We start from the raw sequence: 25,302 nt of genomic DNA on the forward strand, positions 1-25,302 counted from the left end.
GGTCAGTGCGCCTTGGCCGCACGGCCCAGGCGGCTGCGCAACAGGCCGAGGAGCATCGGCACCAGCGACAGGATGATGATGCCCACCACCATCAGCGACAGGTGCTGCTTGATGAATGGCACGTTGCCGAAGAAGTAGCCCAGGGTGACCAGGCCGCCGACCCACAGCAGCGACCCGGCAACGCTGAAGCCAAGGAAACGCGGGTAATGCATGTGGGCGATGCCGGCGACGAACGGTGCGAAGGTACGCAGGATAGGCAGGAAACGCGCCAGGGTCACAGTCTTGCCGCCATGGCGTTCATAGAACTCATGGGTGCGCTGCAGGTAGTCGCGGCGGAAGATTTTCGAGTTGGGGTTGTTGAACAACCGCTCCCCGGCTGTTCGGCCGATGACGTAGTTGGTGCTGTCGCCCAGGATTGCGGCAGCCATCAACAGGCCAGCCAGCAGCACAGGGTCCATGCCGCCACCCGCCGCTACGGCGCCGGCGATGAACAGCAGCGAGTCGCCCGGCAGGAATGGCATGACCACCAGCCCGGTTTCGCAGAAGATCACGGTGAATAGAATGGCGTAGATCCAGGGACCGTAATTGGTGACCAGCAGATCGAGGTAAGCATCGAGATGCAGGATAAGGTCCAACGGGTTGAAATCCATGTACAGCACCTGTGTTCTTGGGTGTAGGCAGGGTTACCTGAGGATGGGTAAATTTTCACACATGACAGGAGGGGCATTATACGGCGAAGTGAGGGGCATGCCCGGAGAGATTGTAGCGGGGGGTTACGGTGCAAGGCCTGGACAGTTGTATCGACTGTACCGGCATGCGGGTCAATCCTGGCTGATTGGCAGGATGTAGCTTTTGAACTCGGTATCTTCACGAAACCCGATGGATTCGTAGGTCTTGTGCGCTACCTCATTGTCCGCACTGGTCGACACCCGCATGCGCACGGCGTTGGTTTCCTTGGCCATTTTCTTCGCTTCACGCATCAGGTGGTCGGCCACCAGCATGCGCCGCGAGTCTTCGGCCACGTAGATGTCGTTCAGAATCCATACCCGTTTCAACGACAGCGACGAGTAGCTGGGGTAGAGCTGGCAAAAACCCATCAGCTTGCTGTCGTCATCATCGGGAAGTGCCAGGTAGATCACCGATTCATCCCGCTTCAGGCGCTTTTCCAAAAAGCTGCGCGAGCTGTCGGGGTAGGGCAACTGCCCATAGAACTCCCGGTATTTGACGAACAATGGGGTGAGCAGGTCGAGGTGTTCCAGAGTTGCCTTGATGATGCGCATGTGCGGCCCTCAGAGTCCATTTGGGGAAACAGCGGAATGCCAGCAGCTTTCAAGGGCATCCTGCCCAATGCATGTCACAAGTGCAATCCGCCTTTCGTGACAGGTTTTTTACCCTTTACCCAGCAGGAAGTTGCCTTTCTGGCTGGCGCTGCCTTCATTCTCCAGGCTATGGACCTCGGCTTCGTCCTTCAGATTCACTCCTGAAAGCTGCCGCCGGCAGGCTTCACGCATCAAGTACAGCAGGCGGTGCGCCGCCATGCCATAGCTCAACCCCTCCAGGCGGATGTTGGAAATGCAGTTGCGGTAGGCATCGGTCAGGCCCACCTTCGGCGCGTAGGTGAAATACAGGCCAAGGCTGTCGGGTGAGCTCAGCCCCGGGCGCTCGCCGATCAGCATCACCGTCATCCGTGCGCCCAGCAGTTCACCGACCTCGTCGGCCACTGCCACGCGCCCCTGCTGGACCAGCACAACCGGGGCGCAGGTCCAGCCGTCGGCGGCGGCCTGTTCCTCGAAACGGTTCAGAAACGGCAGGGTGTGACGGTGCACGGCCAGCGCTGACAGGCCATCGGCGACCACAATGGCCAGATCGACGCCGCCGGGGTTGGCCTGGGTGTGCTGGCGCAGGGTGGCAATCGACGCATCGTTCAGTCGCCGGCCCAGGTCCGGGCGTTGCAGGTACTGATGGCGGTCACTGGCGGCGCTGTGCAGCACCAGGCTTTCGCGTCCGCGCTCACTCAGCTGGGTAGCCAGGCCGGCATGATCGAACGCCAGGTGCACGGCATCGCGGGCTTGGGCATGGGCGAACTGGAAGTCCAGCTGCGCCCCGGTCGGCAGGCTGGTGCCGGCGCGGCCCAGGGCGATGCGCGCCGGGGTCAGGTTGCGCAGGGCCAGCCAAGGGTTGTCGGGGGTAGGCGTGCGATGGTCCATGGTCATCCCTATGCAAGCTGTGCCAAGGCCTGGCGGAAAGCCAGGGGCAGGTTGTCACCGAAACGCACCCGGCCATCGGCCTGGGTGAAGATGCCGGTGCGGGCCAGCCATGCCTCGAACTCCGGCCCGGGCTTCAGGCCCAAGGTCTGGCGTGCGTACAGCGCGTCGTGGAACGAGGTGGTCTGGTAGTTGAGCATGATGTCGTCGGAGCCAGGGATGCCCATGATGAAGTTGATCCCGGCCACCCCCAGCAGGGTCAGCAGGGTGTCCATGTCGTCCTGGTCGGCTTCGGCGTGGTTGGTGTAGCAGATGTCGCAGCCCATCGGCACACCCAGCAGCTTGCCGCAGAAGTGGTCTTCAAGGCCGGCGCGGATGATCTGCTTGCCGTTGTACAGGTACTCCGGGCCGATGAAACCGACCACGGTGTTGACCAGAAACGGCTTGAAGTGGCGGGCCACGGCATAGGCACGGGTCTCGCAGGTTTGCTGGTCGACGCCATGGTGGGCGTTGGCCGACAGTGCGCTGCCCTGGCCGGTTTCGAAATACATCAGGTTTTGCCCAAGGGTGCCGCGTTTCAGCGACAGGCCCGCTTCGTACCCCTCCTGCAACACGTTCAGGTTGATGCCAAACCCGGCGTTGGCCGCCTCGGTGCCGGCAATGGACTGGAACACCAGGTCCAGCGGCACGCCGCGGTTGATCGCCTCGATCGAGGTGGTGACATGGGTGAGCACGCAGGCCTGGGTGGGGATGTCGTAGCGCTGGATGATGGCGTCTAGCATTTCCAGCAGGGCACAGATCGAGGCAATGCTGTCGGTGGCCGGGTTGATGCCGATCATCGCGTCGCCGTTACCGTACAGCAGCCCGTCGAGAATGCTGGCGGCGATACCGGCCGGCTCGTCGGTCGGGTGGTTGGGCTGCAGCCGGGTAGACAAGCGCCCGCGCAAGCCCATGGTGCCGCGGAACCGGGTGACTACGCGGATCTTCTGCGCCACCAGCACCAAGTCCTGCACGCGCATGATCTTCGACACCGCCGCCGCCATTTCCGGCGTCAGCCCTGGCGCCAGTGCGCGCAGGCTGTCTTCATCGGCCTCTTCGCTCAGCAGCCAGTCGCGCAGGCCGCCCACGGTCAGGTGGCTGACCGGGGCAAAGGCCTGGGCATCGTGGGTGTCGATGATCAGGCGGGTGACTTCATCCGCTTCGTAAGGAATCAGGGCTTCATTGAGAAAGTGGGTCAGCGGGATATTGGCCAGCGCCATCTGCGCAGCAACACGCTCGCCGTCGTTGCTGGCCGCCACGCCTGCCAGGTAGTCCCCCGAGCGTGCAGGGCTGGCCTTGGCCATCACGTCCTTGAGGCTGTCGAAGCGGTAGACCAGGTGGCCTACCGTGTGTACGAAACTTGCCATACAAATCTCCAGAGCCGCGGGCTGCCCCGCGGCGGGTGGCGGCAATCAGTGCAAGCCCTCTTCGGCCTGCTGGATGGCGGCGAATTCCTCTTCCGGCGTGCCAGCGACCAGATGGTGGCGGCTGTAGAAAGCAAAGTAGGCAATCAATACCGCATAGATCACTGCGGCGCCAATCACCACACGCGGGTCAACCAGGAAACCGGCAACCACGGCGAGGCAGGCCAGCACCAGTGCCACGCCTGACGTGAAGATGCCACCTGGGGTGCGGTACGGGCGCTCCATCTTCGGCCGGCGGATGCGCAGGGTGATGTGCGCGGCCATCATCAGCACATAGGACAGCGTAGCGCCGAATACCGCCACCAGGATCAGCAAGTCGCCCTGGCCGGTCAGCGACAGGGCAAAGCCGATGATGCCGGGGATGATCAGGGCCAGTACCGGGGCCTTGCTTTTGTTGGTTTCCGACAGTTTGCGCGGCAGGTAGCCAGCGCGGGACAGGGCAAAGATCTGCCGGGAATAGGCGTAGATGATCGAGAAGAAGCTGGCGATCAGCCCGGCCAGGCCCACCAGGTTGACGAAGCCACCCATCCAGGTGCTGCCGCCGTAAGCCTTGGACAGCGCTTCGACCAGCGGGTTGCCCGATGCTTTCAGCGCTTCGGAGCCTGCACCGCCAGGGCCGACCACCAGGATCAGCAGGGCGAAGGCCAGCAGTACCAGCATGGCGCCGATCAGGCCGCGCGGCAGGTCACGCTTGGGGTTCTTGGTTTCTTCGGCGGCCAGCGGCACGCCTTCGACGGCAAGGAAGAACCAGATGGCGTAAGGGATGGCCGCCCACACGCCGACATAGCCGAACGGCAGGAAGCTGCTGGCACCTACTGCGTCCGTTTTGGCGATGTCGAACAGGTTGGCTGCATCAAAATGGGGCACCATGCTCACCAGGAACACCGCCAGGGCGATGGCGGCGATGGCGGTGATGATGAACATCAGCTTCAACGCCTCACCCACACCAAAGATGTGGATGCCGATGAACACGATGTAGAACGCCAGGTAGATCATCCAGCCGCCAATGCCGAACAGTGACTGGCAATAGGCGCCGATGAACACGGCGATGGCTGCGGGCGCAATGGCGTATTCGATGAGGATTGCCGTGCCGGTCAGGAAGCCGCCCCACGGGCCGAAGGCGCTGCGGGCAAAGCCGTAGCCGCCGCCTGCGGTGGGGATCATCGACGACAGTTCGGCCAGCGAAAAGCACATGCACAGGTACATGGTGGCCATCAGCAAGGTGGCGAGGAACATGCCGCCCCAGCCACCCTGGGCCAGGCCGAAGTTCCAGCCGGCATAGTCGCCGGAGATGACATAGGCCACGCCCAGGCCGACCAGCAGTACCCAGCCGGCGGCGCCTTTTTTCAGTTCACGTTGCTGGAAATAGTCCGACCCAACTTTTTCGAAGTCGACGGAAGAGCCTGCCGGCGAGCCGGCGGAATGATCGCTTGGCATAGATTCACCTGTTCTTTTTCTTGGTGGCCGGAAGGGTTCGGGCCGATGGTGATGTGTACTGCAGGAAGCGAGCCAGAGCGGTTGGTGCACGGTTGCCGCTCTGGGTTTTGTGTAGATCAGGTCCGGCCTCTTCGCGGGCTTGCCCGCTCCCACAGGTATTGCATCGGTTCTGGAAGCAACGGTGAACCTGTGGGAGCGGGCGAGCCTGCGAAGGCCGCGACGCGGTTTAGAAGAAGCCCAGCGGGTTGATGTCGTAGCTCACCAGCAGGTTCTTGGTCTGCTGATAGTGGTCGAGCATCATCTTGTGGGTCTCACGGCCAACGCCGGACTTCTTGTACCCGCCAAACGCCGCATGCGCCGGGTACAGGTGGTAGCAGTTGGTCCACACGCGGCCGGCCTTGATTCCGCGGCCCATGCGGTAGGCACGGTTGATGTCGCGGGTCCACACGCCGGCACCCAGGCCGAACTCCGTGTCGTTGGCAATCGCCAGTGCTTCGGCTTCGTCCTTGAAGGTGGTGACGCTGACCACCGGTCCGAAGATTTCTTCCTGGAACACGCGCATCTTGTTGTTGCCCTTGAGCAGGGTCGGCTGGATGTAATAACCGGTGGCCAGCGAGCCTTCCAGCTTCTCGACCTTGCCACCGGTCAGCAGCTCGGCGCCTTCGTCCTGGGCGATCTGCAGATACGAAAGAATCTTCTCGAACTGCTGCTGCGAGGCCTGGGCGCCGACCATGGTGTCGGTGTCCAGCGGGTCGCCGCGCTTGATCTGCAGCACCTTTTTCATCACCACTTCCATGAACTGCGGGTAGATCGATTCTTGCACCAGGGCACGCGACGGGCAGGTGCAGACCTCGCCCTGGTTGAAGAATGCCAGCACCATGCCTTCGGCAGCCTTTTCGATGAAGCTCGGCTCCGCCTGCATGATGTCTTCGAAGTACACGTTCGGCGACTTGCCGCCCAGCTCGACGGTGGACGGAATGATGTTTTCGGCCGCGCATTTCATGATGTGCGAGCCAACCGGGGTAGAACCGGTGAAGGCGATCTTGGCGATGCGCTTGCTGGTCGCCAGCGCTTCACCCGCTTCGCGGCCATAGCCTTGCACCACGTTGAGCACGCCAGGTGGCAACAGGTCGCCGATCACTTCCAGCAGCACGGTGATGCCCAGTGGGGTCTGCTCGGCAGGCTTGAGCACCACGCAGTTACCGGCGGCCAGCGCAGGCGCCAGCTTCCAGGCCGCCATCAGGATCGGGAAGTTCCACGGAATGATCTGCCCGACGACGCCCAGCGGCTCGTGGATGTGATAGGCCACGGTGCCTTCGTTGATCTCGGCGGCGCCGCCTTCCTGGGCGCGGATGCAGCCTGCGAAGTAGCGGAAGTGGTCGACGGCCAGCGGAATGTCGGCGTTGAGGGTTTCGCGGATGGGCTTGCCGTTGTCCCAGGTTTCGGTAATGGCCAGCAGCTCAAGGTTCTGCTCGATGCGGTCGGCAATCTTCAGCAGCACGTTGGAACGGTCCTGCACCGACGTGCGACCCCAGGCATCGGCAGCGGCGTGGGCGGCGTCGAGCGCCTTGTCGATGTCTTCGGCAGTGGAGCGGGGGAATTCGGCGATCAGTTTGCCATTCACCGGGGACGTGTTCTCGAAATACTGTCCCTTGACCGGAGCTACGAACTCGCCACCGATGTAGTTGCCGTAGCGGCTCTTGAAGGAAACCTTCGCGCCGTCGGTACCGGGATGTGCGTAACGCATGGTGTGTCTCCTGGCTGTTATGTTTGTTGGGGAGTTGAGAAGCGTAGAGCAAAGGTTGGGCCAGCGTTTGGCACGCCAGGCAAATCAATGACTTGGGTCAGTTGCCTGGGCCAGGTTGACGGGCGCTGTACCAGCGCCGGTACGCACTGGGGTGACACTTTGTGCCATTTGCGACACGTTGCCGCAGGGTGCATTGCAAAGCCATCCCGGGTGGAGGATGCTGATCAGACTCTCTATCTGCGGAGAACTACAACAATGCAGAGCAATCCTTTCAGTCGCCATGCCCAGCAAGTCCATACCGTTGCCCACGGTGGGGCCGGGGAGGGGGGCAGTGACCCGTCCATCGCCCGCTCATGGCTGCGCTGCCTCGAGGACTACCACCTTGACCCTGCTGTGATCGAGGCCCCGCTGGTGCTTGAGCACGGGCGCCTGCTGGAAAGCCGCGAGCGCCTGCACCAGGTGCTGCAAATTGCCGACCATGAGATGAACAGCCTTCACCAGCAGCTTTCCGGGGCTGGCCACGCGGTATTGCTGACCGACGCCCGCGGGGTAATCCTCAATTGCGTCAGCGCGCCCGCCGAGCGGCGCAGCTTCGAGCGTGCCGGGCTGTGGCTGGGCGCCGACTGGAGCGAAGCGCGCGAGGGCACCAACGGCATCGGCACCTGCCTGGTCGAGCGCCAGGCCCTGACCATCCACCAGAATGAGCACTTTCGGGGCCGCCATACCGGGCTGACCTGCTCGGCCAGCCCGGTGTTCGACCCCCATGGCGAACTGCTGGCGGTGCTTGATGTGTCGTCGGCCCGGCCTGATGTTTCCCGCCAGAGTCAGTTTCACACCATGGCATTGGTCAACCTCTCGGCGAAGATGATTGAAAGCTGCTATTTCCTGCGCCATTTCGAGCAGCAGTGGTTGCTGCGTTTCCACCTGCAGGCCGAATCGGTTGGCCTGTTCAGCGAAGGTTTGCTGGCGTTCGACGGTGACGGGCGCATCTGTGCGGCCAACCAGAGTGCGCTGAACCTCTTGGGGACCGTGCGCGGTGGCGTGCTGGGCAAACCCATGCAGCGCTTCTTTGCCTGCAGCCACGACGAGTTGTTCAACCGCGCCATGCCCGCTGGCAGTACGGTATGGCCGCTACACACCCGGGACGGCCGCCAGGTGTTCGCCAGCCTGCGCGGCCAGGCACGTACGCCGGTATGGTCAGTGCCCACCGCTTATCGCCAGCCCGTGCGCGAAGTGGAGCCGGCCATCTGCCTGCTCGACCCGGCATTACAAAACGACTTTCGCCGCTGCGTACGGGTGTTTGAGCGTGATGTGCCGTTGTTGCTGCGTGGCGAGACCGGTTGTGGCAAGGAGGCGTTTGCCCAGGCCGTGCACCAGGCCAGTAAGCGGCGCGGCAAGCCGTTTGTCGCCATCAACTGCGCATCGATCCCGGAGAGCCTGATCGAGAGCGAGCTGTTTGGGTACCGAGGTGGCAGCTTTACCGGCGCACGCAAAGAAGGCATGCGCGGCAAGCTGCTGCAGGCTGACGGCGGGACCTTGCTGCTGGACGAGATCGGCGACATGCCGCTGGCCCTGCAAACCCGCCTGCTGCGGGTGCTGGAGGAGCGCCAGGTGGTGCCGATCGGGGGTGAACCGCAGGCGGTTGATGTGCGCATTGTCAGCGCTACCCACCGCGACCTGCTGGAGCGGGTGGCACAGGGCAGTTTCCGCGAGGACCTGTATTACCGCCTGAATGGCCTGGAGGTGGCGTTGCCGGCGGTGCGCGATCGCAGTGACAAGGCGCAGTTGCTGGACTTCCTGCTGCGTCAGGAGGCGCAGGGGCATCGGGTCGAGCTGGAGCCCAGTGCGCGCCAGGCGCTGCTGGACTTCACCTGGCCGGGGAACGTGCGGCAAATGCGCAATGTACTGCGTACATTGGTAGCGCTTTGCGATAGCACCTTCATTGAGCTCTGCGACCTGCCCGCGACCTTCCGCAGCAATGCGGCCTCTGTGGGAGCGGGCTTGCCCCGCGAAGCAGGCAACGCGGTGGATGGCACCGGCCTTGCCGGTGTTCGCGGGGCAAGCCCGCTCCCAAACGGGTTCAGCAATAGCCTTGGAGATCATGAGCAAAACAGTCTCTCCCACAAGAGCACGCCGGTGCGCCTTGAGACCGCTGAGTGCGAAGCTCTCCTGTCAGTACTAGAGGCAAAACACTGGCACCTGACCCGCGTCGCCGAGCACCTGGGCATCAGCCGCAATACCTTGTATCGAAAACTGCGCAAACACGGCATCACCCGGGTTGACTAAGCGAAACAGCGAGTGCGAATTGTCGCGCCCTGGGCTACCCTGCCTCGATGTTTTGCGAGGTCAACCATGCATATTCACATTCTCGGTATTTGCGGCACTTTCATGGGCTCGCTGGCGGTGCTGGCCAAGGAACTTGGCCATCGCGTCACCGGCTCCGACGCCAATGTCTATCCCCCGATGAGCACCCAGCTCGAAGCCCAGGGCATCGAGTTGACCCAAGGCTATGACCCCGCCCAGCTGGACCCGGCGCCAGACCTGGTGGTCATCGGCAATGCCATGTCCCGTGGCAACCCGGCGGTGGAGTACGTGCTGAACAAAGGCCTGCCCTATGTTTCCGGCCCGCAATGGCTGGCAGACCACGTGCTGCAGGGCCGCTGGGTACTGGCCGTTGCCGGCACCCACGGCAAGACCACCACCAGCAGCATGCTGGCCTGGGTGCTGGAACATGCCGGCATGAGCCCGGGCTTCCTGATTGGCGGTGTGCCGCAGAACTTCTCGGTGTCGGCGCGCCTGGGCGATACGCCGTTCTTCGTGGTCGAAGCCGACGAGTACGACAGCGCCTTCTTCGACAAACGCTCGAAATTTGTCCACTACCACCCACGTACCGCGATCCTCAACAACCTTGAGTTCGATCATGCGGACATTTTCCCGGACCTGGCCTCGATCGAGCGGCAGTTCCACCACCTGGTGCGCACCATCCCGGGCGAAGGCCTGGTCATTCACCCCACCACCGAGCAAGCGCTGGAGCGGGTGATCGGCATGGGTTGCTGGACCCCGGTGCAGACTACGGGCGAAGGCGGCCAGTGGCAGGCGCGCCTGCTCAGCGCCGACGGCTCGCGTTTCGAGGTACTGTTCGAGGGTGAGGTGCAGGGCGTGGTGGATTGGGCGCTGACTGGCCAGCACAACGTTGCCAACGCCCTGGCTACCTTGGCGGCGGCCCGCCATGTCGGCGTGGTCCCGGCCATGGGCATCGAGGGCCTGAGCGCCTTCAAGAGCGTCAAGCGGCGCATGGAAAAGGTTGCCGAAGTGCAGGGCGTGACCATCTACGATGACTTCGCCCACCACCCGACCGCCATCGCCACCACCCTCGACGGCCTGCGCAAGCGTGTTGGCGAGTCGCCTGTGATTGCCGTGATCGAGCCACGCTCCAACTCGATGAAGCTCGGCGCCCACCGTGACGGATTGCCGGAAAGCGTCAACGACGCCGACCAGGTGATCTGGTACGCCCCGGCCAACCTCGGCTGGGACTTGGCGGCCACCGCTGCGAAGTGCAAGGTACCGAGCGTGGTGGCCGACAGCCTCGACGCGATCATCGAGCGGGTCAAAGGCCAGGCACGCCCCGGCACCCACGTGGTGATCATGAGCAACGGCGGCTTCGGTGGCCTGCACGGCAAGCTGGCCGAGGCCCTGAAGTGAGCGGGCCGGAACGCATCACCCTGGCCATGACGGGCGCCTCGGGCGCCCAGTATGGCCTGCGGCTGCTCGATTGCCTGGTGCGCGAGGACCGCGAGGTGCACTTTCTGATCTCCAAGGCCGCGCAGCTGGTGATGGCCACCGAGACCGACGTGGTGCTACCGGCCAAGCCTCAGGCGATGCAGGCATTTCTTACCGAATATACCGGCGCCGCCGACGGGCAGATCCGTGTGTACGGCAAGGAAGACTGGATGTCGCCGGTGGCCTCAGGCTCCGGCGCCCCGGCGGCGATGGTGGTGGTACCTTGCTCTACGGGTACCCTGTCCTCGATCGCCACAGGTGCCTGCAACAATCTGATCGAACGTGCGGCAGACGTTACCCTCAAAGAGCGTCGCCAGCTGATTCTGGTACCCCGCGAAGCACCGTTTTCCACCATCCACCTGGAAAACATGCTCAAGCTGTCGCAAATGGGGGCGGTGATCCTGCCGGCGGCGCCGGGCTTCTATCACCAGCCGCAAACCATCGATGACCTGGTCGACTTTGTCGTGGCGCGCATCCTCAACCTGCTGGCCATTCCCCAGGACATGTTGCCGCGTTGGGGCGAGCATCATTTCGGGGTGGATGATTGAAGCGTGCGTTGCTAGGTGTGGCGGCGCTGGTGATGCTGGGCGGCTGCGCCACTGCGCGCACCCTGGATGCCGCCAAGCCAGGGGCACCGGTGGTGTATGCCGGTACCCGGCTGGATTTGTACGTCATCAATGGCGGGTGCTGCCCGCGGGACCACTACGGGGCTGATGCACCGGCCTATCCAGGCCTGGACCTGCCCGGCAGCATGCTGCTCGATACGCTGTTGTTGCCGTTGTCATTGCTGACTGCGGCCGGGGTAGGCTTCCAGGCCACCGGCGGCCTCTAGCCAGCGCCGTGCACCCTTGTGGGAGCGGCCTTGCGGCCCTATCGCGACACAAGGCCGCTCCTGCAACGGTCCAGTGCAGCTTTCAGGGGGTTTTGCCCAATTTGCGAAGCTCATCCGACTCCACAATCCGCACCCCGTCCTCTTCCTCCAGCGCCAGCCGCCACAAGGCTCGGGCCAGGGTACAAGCCTCGATCCCTCTGTACTTGCCGGGGATCAACCGGGAAAACGGCGAAGCCAGTTGTTCCGCGAGCCGTGGCTCAATCCGCTCGCCCAATAGCAAAGACGGCCGCACGATGGTCAGCTGCGGCCAGTCCTGGGCTTTGAGCGCTTCTTCCATCTCGCCCTTCACCCGGTTGTAGAAAATAGACGATTTCGGGTCGGCGCCCAGCGCACTGACCACCAGCAAATGCCGTGCGCCCATCTCCCGGGCACGCTTGCTGAACGCCACTACCATGTCCAGGTCCACTGCGCGGAAAGCCGATTCGGAGCCGGCCTGTTTCAGCGTGGTGCCCAGGCAGCAGTAGGCGATATCAACACGCCCGGCCAGCTGTGGAAGAAATACCGCCGGGTCGCCGACCGGGTTTTCCAGGTGCGGATGCCCGGCCAGCGGCCGGCGGGTAGGCGCCAGTACACGGGTGATGGTGGGCTCGTTGAGCAGGCGGTCAAGCAGGTGCTCACCGGTCAGGCCGGTGGCACCGGCAAGCAGGACATGCTGAGGCGTCAAATACATGATGTCTCTCCCTTGTTACACACAAGTCTAGTGGCTGCCAGGCATTTTTGCCTGTCCTCCCACGTTGGCCTGTGCGGCGTTACGCAATGCTTCTTCGGCCTGTTGCCGGCGCAAGTGCTGCCAGTGTTCAAGTACTGCTGGCGGCGCCCACAGCTGGGGCTCCGAAGCCTCGAAGCCTTCCCTTTGTTCTCTTTCGGCAACGCTGGCGCGTGCCAGTTCAAACGCCTGTTTCAGGTCGTCGGTCTGGTTCAGTGCTTCTGCGAACAGGGCGTCACCAAAGTAGGTGAAATCGGCTTCTTCCGAGCACCCGAAGGACACGCGGTCGGCCCGAGCGGCGGTCATTATCACCGTGCGCTCATCCTTGAGCGGGGCAATGTAGCCGCCTGAATAGCACGCCGAGATGACGATTACCTTGTCGCGGTTTTTCAGTGGCGCCAGGGCGGTGGCCAGCTCGTCGGCAGTAAGGTCGGCCAGTTGCAGGCGCGGCTGGTCGAGCACCAACTGGTGGTCCTGGCTGCCGTGGCTGGTGAGGTAGATGAACACCAGGTCTTCGGGGCCGCTGCGTTCGGCCAGCGTGATGGCGGCACGGGTGAGGGTCTCGCGGGTGGCCATAGGTCGGGTGGCCATGTGGTCGCGGTGATTGACCAAGGTCACTTGGCCACGGGCGCCAAAGCGCACTTTGAGCATGTTGCTGACATAGTCGGCTTCTCGCAGAAACACGCTTTGCTGGCCATCGCCGGCCACTACCAGGCTGTAAAGCTGAATGGGCGGTGCCGAGCGCGGTACGCGCGCAAGCGCCTCTTCCAGCAGCCGGCCCTGGTTGAGCAGGGCCAGGTCGAGAGGGTCGGGCAGCAGCTTGCCTTTCTGGTCGCGTACGCGAACGCCGTTGGCCCAGGTGCCACTTTCGACCTGGCCACTGGCAAGGGTCAGCCGCCCATGGCCATGGTAGGCATCGTTCAGGAAGCCGCCGACATACGTGCTGCCGTCGGCCAGCTGCAGGCTGCCCTGGCCCGACAGGCGCCAGTCGATGAACTCGCCCTTGTAGTGGCTGCCGTCGCTGCCCAGCAGTTCGCCTTCGCCCACCAGCGAGCCATCCTTGAACTCGCCGATCCACACATCGCCATCGGCGCTTTCATAGCGGCCACGGCCTTCCAGACGGTTGTCCTTGAACTCACCGATGTACTGCTCGCCGTCGACGCTGTCGTAAGTGCCGCTGCCTTGCAGCTGGCCGTTGACGAAGCGCCCGCTGAACTGGTTGCCGCTGGCATCGCTGCGTACGCCGGCGCCGTTGGGCTTGCCCTTGGCGAACAGGCCTTGATAGCGGCTGCCGTCGGCCAGCTCCAGCTCGCCCGCGCCTTCGTACAGGTCGTCCTTGAACTGGCCGCGGTAGGTCTGGTCGGCTTGCTTGAGTGTGCCTTCGCCGTCGCGGCGGCCGTGCTTGAAGGTGCCACTGTAGTGGCTGCCCGGGGTGGTCAGGTCGCCCAGCCCCTCGAACAGCCCCTCGGCAAACTGGCCACGGTAAACCTCGCCGTTCTGGCCATGCCATTCGCCCTGGCCATGCCATTGCCCGTCCTTGAAGCCGCCGGCGTACCAACTGCCGTTGGGGTAGTCGATACGGCCCTCGCCCTGCAACAGGCCGTCGACCACTTGCCCCCGGTAACGCCCCCCGTCAGGCAGGCGTGCGTCCGGCGCAAGCAGCGATTCGCCATCGCCACAGGCGGCGAGCAGCAGGACCAAGGTAATGGGGAGCAGTGGACGCATGGCGAGGACCGGGCAATAGGTTTGCCGAGTATGACGCAGAATAAGGGGCCGAGACAGATAGGGCACAAGCAGATGAGGCAACGGACCGGCGCGGCGAGATGGCTGTGGGGTGAATGTCGGGGGATCGAGGGTGGGCAGACAAGTGCATGCCTTGAGTTGTTCATCGCCTGTGAGATCGAGCGCCGCCCGCGCGGCGCTTCGCGGGGCAAGCCCGCTCCCACATCTGTGTCGGGCCAGTACTACCTGAACCTTTTCCGCGCGGCCCCTTGTTTGTTCCATTCGATATCGAAGGGTAAGCAGCTGCTCTTCATTAATCTCATGTCATACATCCAGGGGGCGCGCGCCTAGGGTGCAGGAGTGACTGGCCCGAAACAAATGTGGGAGCGGGCTTGCCCCGCGAAGCGCCGCGCGGGCGGCGCTCGATCTCACAGGCGATGCACAACTCAAGTCATACCCTTCAATGCCCCCGCAAAAAATCCACCATCCTGCGGTTCACTTCTTCAGCCGCCTCCATCTGCACCATGTGGCCGGCGTCGGCTAGCACCAGCACCTCGGCCTCCAGGCCTTCGGCATGGCTGGCCGGGATGATCGCGTCCTTCCCGCCCCACACCACCAGCGCCGGATGCTGCCCCAGCACCCCACGCAGGTCGTGGCGCTGCCGGTTGCCGTCGGCGATGGCCGATGCCAGCTGGGCCAATGCGGTATCAACACCTTCCAGGCGCTTGAACTTGAGCATGTCCTCCAGCATTTGCCGGGTCACCAGCGCCGGGTCGGCAAACAATTGCACCATCTGCGGTTTAAGGGCGTTGCGGTTGGCGGCGGCGACAAAGCCTTGCAGGTACTGCCCGTTAATCGCTTCGCCCAGGCCGGCGCTGGCCACCAGGCTCAGGCTTGCCACCCGCTGCGGCGCCAGGCGCGCCACGTTGAGGCTTACCGCGCCGCCCATGGAGTGCCCGGCCAGGTGGGCCTTGGCGATGCCTAGGTGGTCGAGCAGCGCCAGCACGGTTTCGCTCAGCTCATCCAGGTCGCCACGTTGCAGTGCTTTGGCGGACTCGCCGTGCCCTGGCAGGTCCAGGGCGATCACGCGGCGTTCGGCGGCCAGCGCCGGATGGTTGAACAGCCAGTTGTTGAGGTCGCCACCAAAACCGTGCACCAGCACCAGCGGCGTGCCGCCTTCTCCCAGCTCGAACCAGCGCACCAGGCGGCCGCCTATTTCAGCCTTTTGTGGGGCCGGCCCCTGTGCCTGATCGCCCCCCCCTTCGGCGACGAACCCGGCCTGAAAGCGCTGCACCACCGCATCGATTTCCGCTTCTTCGGCTTCGCCTTCCACCACCACTGCCAGCAGCGCGCCGACCGGCAGGGTTTCATCCGGCTTGGCCACCTGGCGGCGCAGTACGCCACTGAACGGGGCTTCGACGCTGCTGCTGATTTTGTCAGTCTCGACGTCCAGCACCTCGTCGCCCTTGTTGATTGCGTCACCTTCCTGCTTAAGCCAGGTGTCCACCCGGCCTTCGGTCATCGACAGGCCCCACTTGGGCATGGTCAGGGTATGGATCTGGCTCATGCGGCACTCCTTGCGGCTTCTATCACCTTGCGCACGGCTGCTTCGATCTTCGCCGCGTCAGGGATGTACAGGTCTTCCAAGGCATCGGAGAACGGCACCGGGGTGTGCGGTGCGGTGACCATTTCGATCGGGCCCTTGAGTGCGCCGAAGGCCTTTTGCGCCACCAGCGCGCTGATGTCGGTGGCCATCGAGCAGCGCGGGTTGGCTTCGTCGATCACCACCAGACGGCCGGTTTTTTCCACGCTTTCAAGAATGCTGTCCTCGTCCAGCGGGCTGGTGGTGCGCAGGTCCAGCACTTCGCAGTCGATGCCCTGGCGGGCCAGGTTGTTGGCTGCTTCAAGTGCCACGTGGACCATGCGGCCATAGGTGACCAGGGTCACGTCGTCACCATCGCGCAGGAAGTTGGCCTCGCCGAACGGCACGGTGTACACCTCTTCCGGCACCTCGCCCTGCATGCTGTACAACAACTTGTGCTCGCAGAAGATCACCGGGTCGTTGTCGCGGATAGCCTGGATCAACAGGCCCTTGGCATCGTAAGGCGAGGACGGGCACACCACTTTCAGGCCGGGGATGTGCGTCCACAGCGAGGTGAGCATCTGCGAGTGCTGGGCGGCCGCACGCAGGCCTGCGCCGTACATGGTGCGCATCACCAGCGGGGTGACCGCCTTGCCGCCGAACATATAGCGGAATTTGGCGGCCTGGTTGAGGATCTGGTCCAGGCAGCAGCCGGCAAAGTCCACGAACATCAGTTCGCACACCGGGCGCAGGCCTTGGGTGGCGGCACCGACGGCAGCGCCGACGTAGCCGATTTCCGACAGCGGTGCGTCCAGCACGCGGCCGGGGAACTGGTGGTACAAGCCCTTGGTCACGCCCAGCACGCCACCCCAGGCGTCATCTTCGCCGGGTGCACCGGCACCGCCGGCAACGTCTTCGCCAATGATGAACACGGTGTTGTCGCGGCGCATTTCCTGGGCCAGGGCTTCGTTGATGGCCTGCTGGTAGCTGATCTTTCTTGCCATGGTGGTTCTCCTGTTGTTCTTGTAATCCGCGGCTCAGGGGTAGCTGACGTAGACGTCGGTGAGCAGGTCGGCGGGCTGTGGCTTGGGATCGGACTTGGCGCGGCGCACGGCGTCTTCGATCAGGTCCTCGATGCGCCCGTCGATGGCGTCCAGTTGCCCGGCAGTGAGCAGGCCAGCGCGGGTGGTCTTGTTACGGAACTGCATCAGGCAGTCGCGGGATTCGCGCAGGTTCTTCACTTCATCCGGGGCGCGGTAGGTTTGCGCATCGCCTTCGAAGTGGCCGTAGTAGCGGCTGAGCTTGACCTCGATCAGTGACGGCCCTTGCCCCGCACGGGCGCGCTCTATGGCGGCCCCGGCGGCCTCGTACACGGCAAAGAAGTCGAAGCCGTCGATGGTGACGCCCGGCATGCCGAAGCCGGCGGCGCGGTCGGCAATGTGGTCGCAGGCGACGGACCAATTGGCGGCGGTGGCCTCGGCGTAGCCGTTGTTCTCGGCCACGAAGATGCACGGCAGGTTCATGATCGACGCCATGTTCATGGCTTCGAACACCGCACCCTCGTTGGAAGCGCCATCGCCGAAGAAGGCCACCGACACGTCATCACGGCCCTTGAGTTTGGCCGCCAATGCCGCCCCGGCCACCAGCGGTGCACCGGCGCCGACGATGCCGTTGGCACCGAGCATGCCCTTTTCCAGGTCGGCAATGTGCATCGAGCCGCCCTTGCCGCCGCACACGCCGGTTTTCTTGCCATAGATTTCGGCCATCATGCCGTACACATCCACGCCCTTGGCGATGCAATGGCCATGGCCGCGGTGGGTCGAGGCAATGCAGTCGCTGTCGCGCAGGTGGGCCATGACCCCGGCGGCGGAGGCTTCTTCGCCGGCATACAGATGGACGAAGCCGGGGATCTCGCCCGTGGCAAACTCCACGTGCAGGCGTTCCTCGAAGGCGCGAATGGTGCGCATCACTTCATAGGCATGCAGCAGTTGCTCGGTACTGAGTTGATTGGACATCTTGTTGTTCTCCAGGGTTGTCTCAACGCGGGGTTGCAGGGTGCAGCCGATGGCCACGCGGCACGGTCAGCAGGTGATGGCGGGCGGCATGCGCCAGGACCGCCTCGACGTCCACGCTCAGCGGCCCTTGGTGGTCGAGCGTGATGGTGGGTGTATCGTGTTCGGCGAATTCGATTTCGCGCTCGCCGTCCAGGGCCAAGGTGCCGCTGGAAAGGCTCAGGCGATGGGCGACGCCAGGCATAAGCGTGCCGCTGGCGGTGATGCCGCAACCTTGCAGCAGGCCGGGCGCCAGGGGCGCGAGCAGCGCCTGTTCGGCACCGGGGTTCAAGCGCACCCAGACGCCATGGGGGGCCTGGCGCGATACCGGGCACCACAGCCCGCACAGGGCTGACAGGCCAATGGCATGGGGCTCGGCGAAGCAGGCAAAAACCTCGCACAGGTCTTCGCTGCGGCTGAGCGCACGGGCGCCGATGAAGCGCTGGGGCGAGACTGCCACCTCCACCAGTGCCCACTCGGCAAGCTGTTGTTCGGGCACTTTGACCAGCAGGCGCTTGTTGCGGCGCAGGCCGACATCGGTCGGTACCCGCCCGCAGGCGAGCAAGCCGCCGGCCAGACCGGCGCTGGTGGCTTCACGCAGTTCGGGGAAAGCATTGTTGGTGCCGGTGGACAAGGTCAGCAGCGGTACGTCACCCGCCTGGGCAGCGACCGCCTTGTGGGTGCCGTCGCCGCCGAGCACGGCGATCATCGCCACGCCACGCTCGACCATCCGGCGGGTAGCCAGATGCGTGTCGGCAACGGTCTGGGTCAACGGCAGGTCGAGTATTTCGATGGCTGGCCAATGCTGGTCACGGGCGACCGGACCCTGGCTGGCCTTGAGCACGGCGGCGGCGATGCCCGTCATGTCGCTGGGCAGCAGCACCTGGCCGACGCCGGTAGCACCGAAGGCAGCCAGCAGCCGCTGGATCGCCGAGGCCTTGTCGGTGCTCGAATAGAGCCCGGCATTGGCGGTCAGGCGGCGCAGGTCGCGGCCAGAGGCAGGGTTGGCAATGATCCCGACGATCGGGGCGGGTAGCGGCATGGCGCACCTCGTATTTTTGTTTGCAAGGGCAGGAGCAAGCCCGGTGCCAGCTTTTCATGGCTTGGCTGAAGCGCCCGTGCCAGAGCGGTTTGCTTGCACGGCAGTACGTGCCCCTGGTGGCGTCCACGAGACGCTGGGTGCCAACGGGGGGCGTTGGTTGACGAGACGCTGAGACGCAGCGTCTCAAGCCAGCCGGTAATCACACAGTGCTTGTCGGGGCATGCGTGGAAGCGCTTAATGGCCGGACAACGATAAAAACAGCAACGAGAACCGGAGGGCCTGAATGCTTGCCGCGAACTCCCGAGCCCATGTCGACTGCGTCAGCCGGGTGCTGAAGAATGCCGACCGCCTGCCCCAGGCACCGGTGCCAGCGCTGATCCTCGATTCATGGCGCCGTTCCATGGAGCTGTACCGCCTCGACCCCGGGTCCCAACAGGGGCCGCGCATCCTGTCCCAAAGCCTGCTCAACGAATGCCGCGAACGCGCCGAACTGTTTCTGCGCATCGCTGGCGATGCCGTGGCACGCCTGCACGAGCGGGTGCGCGGCGCCGACTACTGCGTGCTGCTGACCGATGCCCAGGGGCGCACCATTGATTACCGGGTCGAATCGGCCATCCGCAATGACTGCCGCAAGGCCGGGCTGTACCTGGGCACTTGCTGGTCGGAAGGTGAGGAGGGCACCTGCGGTGTGGCGGCGGTGCTGACCAGCAAGGCGCCGGTCACGGTGCACAAGCGCGATCACTTCCGCGCAGCCTTCATCGGCCTGACCTGCACCGCAGCGCCGGTGTTCGACCCGCAGGGCGAGTTGCTGGGCGTGGTGGATGTTTCGGCCCTGCAGTCACCGGATGATCGCCGCAGCCAACACTTGATCCGCCAGTTGGTCGAGCAGACTGCCCGTGAAATCGAAAACGCCTTCTTCATGCACAGTGCACAGGGCCACTGGGTGATGCGTGCCCATGGCACACCGGGTTATGTGGAAAGCCAGCCCGACTACCTGCTGGCCTGGGATGCCGACGGCCGCTTGCAAGCCATCAACAGCCTGGCGCGCAAGCGGCTGGTACAGCACTTGGGGCGCTTGCCTGAGCACATTGGCGAACTGTTCGACATGGGGCAGCTACGGCGCGTCAACACCTCGTCCGCCCAGCGCCTGCCGGGCCTGGGCGGGCTGTATGGCCGTGTCAGCGCCCCGCAGCAGCGCCCGCGCGTGCAGCCCTTGCGTCAGGCTCAGGACCCCCGCATCGAGCAGCACTTGCGGCTGGCCACGCGGGTCAAGGACTGCAACCTGGCGGTGCTGGTACAAGGCGAGACGGGGGTCGGCAAAGAAGTTTTCGCCCGTCAGTTGCACCAGCAGAGCCAGCGCCGCGACGGCCCGTTTGTCACGCTGAACTGCGCCGCCATCCCGGAAAACCTGATTGAGAGCGAGCTGTTTGGCTACGTGGCCGGGGCCTTCACCGGGGCTTCCAGCAAAGGCATGCAGGGGCTGTTGCAGCAGGCTGATGGCGGCACCCTGTTCCTTGACGAAATCGGCGACATGCCGCTGAACCTGCAAACCCGCCTGCTGCGCGTGCTGGCCGAAGGCGAAGTGGCGCCGCTGGGTGCTGCACGGCGCGAACGCGTGGACATTCAGGTGATCTGCGCCACCCACCGTGACCTGGCAACGATGGTGGCGGACGGGCGTTTTCGTGAAGACCTGTACTACCGCCTGGCCAATGCCCGCTTCGAGCTGCCGCCCTTGCGTGAGCGCGAGGACCGCCTGGGGCTGATCCACCAGTTGCTGGCCGAAGAAGCCGAAGCCTGTGGGGTCGACGTGGTGCTGGCCGATGATGCGCTACAGGCGTTGCTGGTTTATCGCTGGCCGGGCAACCTGCGCCAGCTGCGGCAGGTCTTGCGCTATGCCTGCGCGGTGAGTGAAGTCGGGCAGGTTCGCTTGCTGGATTTGCCACAAGCGGTGCGGGGCGAGGCAGTCGTTTCGAGTGACAGCGGTGTATCGTGCCCGGCCCGGCAGTTGCTGCTGGACGCGCTGATCCGCCATCGCTGGAAACCGGCCGATGCGGCGCGGGCGTTGGGGATATCGCGGGCTACCTTGTATCGGCGTGTGCATGAGCACTGCATCGAGATGCCGCGGATGAAGGGGTAGGGCCCCGGCAGGCAATAAAAAACCCCGGAACCAGTCCGGGGTTTTGCGACATCGCACTGCTCGATCAGTCCTGGTTAGCCAGTTTGTGCTCGAGGTAGTGAATGTTCACGCCGCCTTTGCAGAAACCTTCATCACGTACCAGGTCACGGTGCAGCGGGATGTTGGTCTTGATGCCGTCAACGACGATCTCGTCCAGGGCATTGCGCATGCGCGCCATGGCTTCTTCGCGGTCCTTGCCGTAGGTGATCAGCTTGCCGATCAGCGAGTCATAGTTCGGCGGAACCGAATAGCCGCTGTACAGGTGCGAATCGACGCGTACGCCATTGCCGCCCGGGGCGTGGAAGTGTTTTACCTTGCCTGGGCTCGGGATGAACTTCTTCGGGTCTTCGGCGTTGATCCGGCACTCCAGCGAGTGGCCACGGATCACAACGTCTTCCTGGCGGAACGACAGCTTGTTGCCAGCGGCGATGCTCAGCATCTCCTTGACGATGTCGATACCGGTAACCATCTCCGACACCGGGTGCTCAACCTGCACACGGGTGTTCATCTCGATGAAGTAGAAGCTGCCGTTCTCGTACAGGAACTCGAAAGTACCGGCACCACGGTAGCCGATCTCGATGCACGCATCGACGCAACGTTTGAACACTTCCTGACGGGCTTTCTCGTCGATGCCCGGGGCTGGTGCTTCTTCCAGAACCTTCTGGTGACGGCGCTGCAGCGAGCAGTCACGGTCGCCCAGGTGGATGGCGTTGCCTTGGCCGTCGGACAGAACCTGTACTTCCACGTGGCGTGGGTTGGTCAGGAACTTCTCCAGGTAGACCATCGGGTTGCCGAAGGCAGCACCGGCTTCGGTACGGGTGAGCTTGGCCGAGGAAATCAGGTCCTCTTCCTTGTGCACCACGCGCATGCCGCGACCACCACCGCCACCGGCGGCCTTGATGATCACCGGGTAGCCGACGTCACGGGCAATCGCCAGGGCGACTTCTTCGTCTTCTGGCAGCGGGCCATCAGAGCCCGGTACGGTCGGCACGCCCGACTTGATCATCGCGTCCTTGGCCGAAACCTTGTCGCCCATCAGGCGAATGGTATCGGCTTTCGGGCCGATGAAGGCGAAACCGGATTTTTCAACCTGTTCGGCGAAGTCGGCGTTTTCTGCCAGGAAACCGTAGCCCGGGTGAATCGCGGTGGCGCCGGTGACTTCGGCGGCAGCGATGATTGCCGGGATATGCAGGTAGGAATCCTTGGACGATGCAGGACCGATGCAGACCGACTCGTCTGCCAGGCCCAGGTGCATCAGTTCACGGTCGGCGGTGGAGTGCACAGCGACGGTTTTGATGCCCAGCTCTTTGCAGGCACGCAGGATCCGCAGGGCAATTTCCCCACGGTTGGCGATCAGGACTTTTTCGAGCTTCCCAGACATCGTTGGCTCTCCGCGATTCAAACGACGGTGAACAGCGGCTGGTCGAACTCAACCGGCTGGCCGTCTTCTACCAGGATGGCGTCGATGACACCGCCAACATCGGCTTCGATGTGGTTCATCATCTTCATGGCTTCGACAATGCACAGGGTGTCGCCTTTCTTCACGGTCTGGCCAACTTCAGCAAAGTTCGGCGAGGTCGGCGAAGGCTTGCGGTAGAAGGTACCTACCATTGGCGAGCGGATCACGGTGCCTTTCAGGGCCGGGGCTGCGGCAGCGGCTTCGGCGACTGGAGCAGCAGCGGCAACCGGGGCAGCAGCAGGTGCAGCGGCCATCGGTGCTGGTGCGTAGAACTGTTGGGCAGCTGGGGTCTTGCTGTGACGGCTGATACGGACCGACTCTTCGCCTTCCTTGATCTCCAGTTCGTCGATGCCAGACTCTTCCAGCAGCTCGATCAGTTTCTTGACTTTACGGATATCCATTAATCATCAACTCCCAAAGGTTCGGTCAGGGGGCGAAATTTAAAAAACGTATCGATACGTTTCTATCGAACCCTGGCCCACTGAGGCCAGGGTTTTCATCATTTGGGCTGTGCGTTGGCAGCCAGTTGTTCCAGCGCGGACTCCAGGGCCAGGCGATAACCGCTGGCGCCCAGACCGCAGATCACCCCTACGGCAACATCGGAAAAGTAGGAGTGGTGACGGAACGGTTCGCGTTTGTGCACGTTGGACAGGTGCACTTCGATGAATGGGATGCTCACTGCAAGCAATGCGTCACGTAATGCGACGCTTGTGTGGGTGAAAGCAGCCGGATTGATCAGGATGAAGTCCACACCCTCGTTGCGTGCGGCGTGAATGCGGTCGATCAGTTCGTATTCGGCATTGCTCTGCAGGTACTGCAGATGGTGGCCTGCCGCGCGGGCACGTTGCTCCAGGTCCTGGTTGATCTGGGCCAGGGTCACGGCGCCGTAATGGCCTGGCTCGCGAGTACCGAGCAGGTTGAGGTTGGGGCCGTGGAGCACCAGTAGCGTTGCCATCTGCGGATTCCTTGGATTTGTAGGGCAATTCGACACAGCGCGGCGAGTGTGCCGTAAAGCGACGGCAAGTGTCCAGTTCCCGGCAATAGCCAGCACGATGTCCGAGATTCGCGCGAAGTATGTGACCAAATAATTAAATCTGGTCATCTATTTCAGGATTTTTCCCGGCACGCGGGAAGTTATAGACCTACTTTGCCGCGCACGCGGGCCAGAATTTGCGCGAATTCACCGGCGTTTATCTCGCCAATCACCCGATCAGCGGTAATTTCGCTGCCGTTCGCGGCAAAGAACAACAGGGCAGGTGGGCCGAACAGCTGGTAGCGATCGAGCAGTTTGCGTTGCTCGGCATTGCTCTCGGTGATGTCGAAACGCAACAGCTTGAAGCCGGCCAGCTGCGCCTGAACCTGCGGCGCGTTGAGCACTTCATGCTCGATCACCTTGCAGCTGATGCACCAGTCGGCATACCAGTCCAGCAGCACCGGCTGGCCGGCCGCTTTGGCCTGGGCCAGTGCGGCGTCCAGTGCGGTGGGGGTGGTGATGGTCTGCCAGGCATCCGTCTTTGCCGCCTGGCTGCTGCCGGTGGCCGCAAGTGCTGCAACGGGCAGCGGGCGAAGCGGGTCGCCTTGGCCACTGAGGGCGCCGTACCAGCAGGCCAGGGCGTATACCAGCAAAGCCAGGCCTAGCAGTTGGGCCAGGCGCTGGCGTGCGGTCTTGACGACGAACTCCAGGGCGCCCAGGAAAAGTGCCACGCCGGCTGCGAGGAACCCCACCAGCAGCAAGGTCACAGGGCCCGGCAGCACGCGGCTGAGCAAGCCAATGGACAGCCCCAGCAGCAGCACCCCGATGGCGTTTTTCACCGTGTTCATCCACGGGCCGCTTTTTGGCAGCCAGGCCGCGCCACCGGTGGCCACCAGCAACAAGGGTGCACCCATGCCCAGGCCCAGGGCAAACAGCTTGAGTGCGCCACCCAGGGCATCGCCGCTGGCACTGATATACAGCAGGGCGCCAGCCAGCGGGGCTGATACGCAAGGCGAAACCAGCAGGCTGGAGAGCACGCCCAGCACTGCCGCACCCAGCAGCGAGCCACCCCGGGTATGATTGGCGACGTTGTTCAGGCGGTTGCTCAGGGCCTGGGGCAGCTTCAGCTCGAACAGGCCGAACATGGCCAAGGCAAATACCACGAAGAACAGGGCGAAGGGCACCAGCACCCAGGCCGACTGCAGGCGCGCCTGCAGGTTCAGGCCCGCGCCGAACAGGCCCATGAGCGCGCCGAGCGCTGCGAAACTGGCCGCCATCGGCAGCACGTACGCCAGCGATAGCGCCAGCCCGCGCAGCCCACCCACCTGGCCGCGCAGCACTACGCCCGACAGGATCGGCAGCATCGGCAGTACACACGGGGTAAAGGTCAGGCCCACCCCGGCGAGAAAGAACAACAGCAGCGATTTCCAGTTCCAGCCGTGTTCGGCCGTTGCGGGGGCGTTGGCACCGCCTTCGCCATCAATACTCAGGCGTGCGGTTTCCGGTGGGTAGCACAGGCCTTTGTCGGCACAGCCTTGGTAGCCCACCAGCAGGGTGAAGGCACGCGGGTCGGTGCGCGGCAGTTCGATGTCGAGCACGCCGTGGTACACCTCGACGTCGCCGAAGAACTCATCGTGCTTGGCCTCGCCCTTGGGGATGTTCGGCGCGCCCAGGGTGATGTCTGCCGGCTCGGTGTGGAACTGGAAGCGGTGGCGGTAGAGGTAGTAGCCCTCGGTGGCGACGAAGCGCAGCTTGAGGGTGTGCGCGTCGGCCTGGACCAGGCTGAGCTTGAAGGCGTCGTGAACCGGCAGGAAGTCGGCGTTGTTGGCCAGCGAAGCGGCGCCGAGGGTAGCGCTGGGGCGGTTGTCGAGCAGGCCCGTGGCGAAGGCAGGGCTGGCCAGCAGCAGGAACAGCAGGAAAAACAGGCGGCGCATGGCGGACTCGCGAGGTGGAACGTGCTGGGCATGATAGCGGAGTTGGTGCGGGTTGGGGCCAGCAGCGCTTGCCGTGACATGTTTGGCGCCTGGCAGATCGAGCGCCGCCCGCGCGGCGCATCGCGAGCTGCGCT

At 63.8% G+C, this 25,302-nt stretch carries 21 protein-coding genes; 5 read left to right on the top strand and 16 right to left on the bottom strand.

The window, feature by feature from the left end:
* Window positions 1–2 precede the first annotated feature (2 nt).
* The 6 genes from ACK1VC_RS22845 to exaC all read right to left on the bottom strand — a co-directional run bounded on the left by ACK1VC_RS22845 (window position 3) and on the right by exaC (window position 6,851).
* Window positions 3–650, bottom strand: a complete 648-nt coding sequence (locus ACK1VC_RS22845; RefSeq protein WP_016484717.1) for a DedA family protein — start codon at window positions 648–650, stop codon at window positions 3–5.
* A 171-nt stretch (window positions 651–821) separates the two neighbouring features.
* The gene (locus tag ACK1VC_RS22850; RefSeq protein WP_016484718.1) at window positions 822–1,280 is read right to left on the bottom strand and encodes a GNAT family N-acetyltransferase; all 459 of its coding nucleotides are present in this window, start codon (window positions 1,278–1,280) and stop codon (window positions 822–824) included.
* 108 nt (window positions 1,281–1,388) lie between these two features.
* Entirely contained in the window at window positions 1,389–2,207 is an 819-nt protein-coding gene (eutC, locus tag ACK1VC_RS22855; protein WP_024717604.1) for an ethanolamine ammonia-lyase subunit EutC, read from the bottom strand.
* Window positions 2,208–2,215: 8 nt separating this feature from the next.
* On the bottom strand, window positions 2,216–3,610 hold the full coding sequence (locus tag ACK1VC_RS22860; protein WP_016484720.1) for an ethanolamine ammonia-lyase subunit EutB: 1,395 nt from the start codon (window positions 3,608–3,610) through the stop codon (window positions 2,216–2,218).
* A 45-nt stretch (window positions 3,611–3,655) separates the two neighbouring features.
* Window positions 3,656–5,104 (bottom strand): ethanolamine permease, encoded by a 1,449-nt coding sequence (gene eat / locus ACK1VC_RS22865; RefSeq protein ID WP_191087230.1) that lies wholly within the window; start codon window positions 5,102–5,104, stop codon window positions 3,656–3,658.
* Between the two features lie 226 nt (window positions 5,105–5,330).
* Window positions 5,331–6,851 carry an acetaldehyde dehydrogenase ExaC gene (exaC, locus tag ACK1VC_RS22870; protein ID WP_016484722.1) on the bottom strand — a complete coding sequence of 507 codons (1,521 nt, stop codon included), beginning with the start codon at window positions 6,849–6,851 and terminating at the stop codon, window positions 5,331–5,333.
* Between the two features lie 255 nt (window positions 6,852–7,106).
* Between exaC and ACK1VC_RS22875 the strand changes: the two genes are divergently transcribed.
* The 4 genes from ACK1VC_RS22875 (at window position 7,107) to ACK1VC_RS22890 (ending at window position 11,463) form a co-directional block, all read left to right on the top strand.
* Complete coding sequence (locus tag ACK1VC_RS22875) at window positions 7,107–9,137, top strand: sigma-54-dependent Fis family transcriptional regulator (RefSeq protein ID WP_191087231.1); 2,031 nt, start codon at window positions 7,107–7,109, stop codon at window positions 9,135–9,137.
* A 66-nt stretch (window positions 9,138–9,203) separates the two neighbouring features.
* Window positions 9,204–10,553: a UDP-N-acetylmuramate:L-alanyl-gamma-D-glutamyl-meso-diaminopimelate ligase gene (gene mpl / locus ACK1VC_RS22880; protein ID WP_023047369.1), complete on the top strand. Its 1,350-nt coding sequence runs from the start codon at window positions 9,204–9,206 to the stop codon at window positions 10,551–10,553.
* Window positions 10,550–11,179, top strand: coding sequence for a flavin prenyltransferase UbiX (ubiX, locus tag ACK1VC_RS22885; protein WP_016484725.1), 630 nt, complete (start codon window positions 10,550–10,552; stop codon window positions 11,177–11,179). Before mpl ends, ubiX begins: the two co-directional genes overlap by 4 nt.
* Window positions 11,176–11,463: a YceK/YidQ family lipoprotein gene (locus tag ACK1VC_RS22890; RefSeq protein ID WP_016484726.1), complete on the top strand. Its 288-nt coding sequence runs from the start codon at window positions 11,176–11,178 to the stop codon at window positions 11,461–11,463. The genes ubiX and ACK1VC_RS22890 overlap by 4 nt, the downstream gene beginning before the upstream one ends.
* A gap of 82 nt (window positions 11,464–11,545) precedes the next feature.
* On the opposite strand, the gene ACK1VC_RS22895 is transcribed toward ACK1VC_RS22890, so the two are convergent.
* From ACK1VC_RS22895 to ACK1VC_RS22920, 6 genes are all read right to left on the bottom strand, one after another.
* Window positions 11,546–12,193, bottom strand: coding sequence for an oxidoreductase (locus tag ACK1VC_RS22895; RefSeq protein ID WP_016484727.1), 648 nt, complete (start codon window positions 12,191–12,193; stop codon window positions 11,546–11,548).
* A 27-nt stretch (window positions 12,194–12,220) separates the two neighbouring features.
* Window positions 12,221–13,954: a C13 family peptidase gene (locus ACK1VC_RS22900; protein ID WP_016484728.1), complete on the bottom strand. Its 1,734-nt coding sequence runs from the start codon at window positions 13,952–13,954 to the stop codon at window positions 12,221–12,223.
* 457 nt (window positions 13,955–14,411) lie between these two features.
* The gene (locus ACK1VC_RS22905; RefSeq protein ID WP_191087232.1) at window positions 14,412–15,518 is read right to left on the bottom strand and encodes an acetoin dehydrogenase dihydrolipoyllysine-residue acetyltransferase subunit; all 1,107 of its coding nucleotides are present in this window, start codon (window positions 15,516–15,518) and stop codon (window positions 14,412–14,414) included.
* The gene (locus ACK1VC_RS22910) at window positions 15,515–16,537 is read right to left on the bottom strand and encodes an alpha-ketoacid dehydrogenase subunit beta (protein WP_013970705.1); all 1,023 of its coding nucleotides are present in this window, start codon (window positions 16,535–16,537) and stop codon (window positions 15,515–15,517) included. The genes ACK1VC_RS22905 and ACK1VC_RS22910 overlap by 4 nt, the downstream gene beginning before the upstream one ends.
* Before the next feature lie 33 nt (window positions 16,538–16,570).
* On the bottom strand, window positions 16,571–17,548 hold the full coding sequence (locus ACK1VC_RS22915; protein ID WP_024717601.1) for a thiamine pyrophosphate-dependent dehydrogenase E1 component subunit alpha: 978 nt from the start codon (window positions 17,546–17,548) through the stop codon (window positions 16,571–16,573).
* A gap of 22 nt (window positions 17,549–17,570) precedes the next feature.
* On the bottom strand, window positions 17,571–18,626 hold the full coding sequence (locus tag ACK1VC_RS22920) for an ATP-NAD kinase family protein (protein WP_016484732.1): 1,056 nt from the start codon (window positions 18,624–18,626) through the stop codon (window positions 17,571–17,573).
* 283 nt (window positions 18,627–18,909) lie between these two features.
* Between ACK1VC_RS22920 and ACK1VC_RS22925 the strand changes: the two genes are divergently transcribed.
* Window positions 18,910–20,763: a sigma-54-dependent Fis family transcriptional regulator gene (locus ACK1VC_RS22925; protein WP_016484733.1), complete on the top strand. Its 1,854-nt coding sequence runs from the start codon at window positions 18,910–18,912 to the stop codon at window positions 20,761–20,763.
* A gap of 64 nt (window positions 20,764–20,827) precedes the next feature.
* Here the strand turns inward: ACK1VC_RS22925 and accC are convergent, their stop codons facing one another.
* From accC to ACK1VC_RS22945, 4 genes are all read right to left on the bottom strand, one after another.
* On the bottom strand, window positions 20,828–22,183 hold the full coding sequence (gene accC / locus ACK1VC_RS22930) for an acetyl-CoA carboxylase biotin carboxylase subunit (RefSeq protein WP_016484734.1): 1,356 nt from the start codon (window positions 22,181–22,183) through the stop codon (window positions 20,828–20,830).
* A gap of 17 nt (window positions 22,184–22,200) precedes the next feature.
* Complete coding sequence (accB, locus tag ACK1VC_RS22935) at window positions 22,201–22,662, bottom strand: acetyl-CoA carboxylase biotin carboxyl carrier protein (RefSeq protein ID WP_016484735.1); 462 nt, start codon at window positions 22,660–22,662, stop codon at window positions 22,201–22,203.
* A 98-nt stretch (window positions 22,663–22,760) separates the two neighbouring features.
* On the bottom strand, window positions 22,761–23,216 hold the full coding sequence (gene aroQ, locus ACK1VC_RS22940; protein WP_003255330.1) for a type II 3-dehydroquinate dehydratase: 456 nt from the start codon (window positions 23,214–23,216) through the stop codon (window positions 22,761–22,763).
* Between the two features lie 179 nt (window positions 23,217–23,395).
* Entirely contained in the window at window positions 23,396–25,168 is a 1,773-nt protein-coding gene (locus ACK1VC_RS22945; protein WP_023048388.1) for a protein-disulfide reductase DsbD, read from the bottom strand.
* Window positions 25,169–25,302 lie beyond the last annotated feature (134 nt).

Source organism: Pseudomonas sp. XP2, from assembly GCF_053557975.1.